This is a genomic window from Streptomyces sp. SID12501 (assembly GCF_010550245.1).
Taxonomy (GTDB): domain Bacteria; phylum Actinomycetota; class Actinomycetes; order Streptomycetales; family Streptomycetaceae; genus Streptomyces.
In genome coordinates, this window is sequence record NZ_JAAGLU010000618.1 from 1 (window position 1) to 447 (window position 447).

General features: G+C 70.5%; 1 protein-coding gene. It reads left to right on the forward strand.

All coding sequences use genetic code 11. The annotated features are described in order from the left end of the window. The first annotated feature begins 53 nt into the window (after window positions 1–53). Window positions 54–359: a DUF397 domain-containing protein gene (locus G3I71_RS47570; RefSeq protein WP_164325177.1), complete on the forward strand. Its 306-nt coding sequence runs from the start codon at window positions 54–56 to the stop codon at window positions 357–359. Window positions 360–447: the final 88 nt, after the last annotated feature.

Genomic DNA, 447 nt, shown 5'->3' on the forward strand with positions numbered 1-447 from the left:
GCCCTCAACTTCGCTGAGACGAAGGACCTGTTGGACCGGCTGCTAGGAGAGTCATGAGCACCCCACTGAAGTGGTTCAAGTCCAGCTACAGCGGCAGCGAGGGCGGCGCCTGCCTCGAAGTCGCCGTCTCTTGGCGAAAGTCCTCCTACAGCAGCGACGAAGGCGGCCAGTGCGTCGAGGTCTCCGCCGCCTGGCGAAAGTCCTCCCACAGCGGCGACGAGGGCGGCGCCTGCGTCGAGGTCGCCTCCTGCGCCTGCGCCGGCACCGTCCACGTCCGGGACTCCAAGGTCACCGACGGGCCGACGCTCGCCCTCACCCCCGCCGCCTGGACCGGCCTCACCCGTTGGGTGCGTTCCTGAGCTCCCAGCGCCACAGGCCGTCCGCCCGATGGTCACCCATCAGCTCCGGGCCGAGCGGTCCCACGCGCGCGTACGCCTCGCGCGTACG

Excerpts from the sequence above, each read along its gene's own strand:
- G3I71_RS47570 (WP_164325177.1), top strand. The coding sequence starts at position 54 with ATGAGCACCCCACTGAAGTGGTTCAAGTCCAGCTACAGCGGCAGCGAG.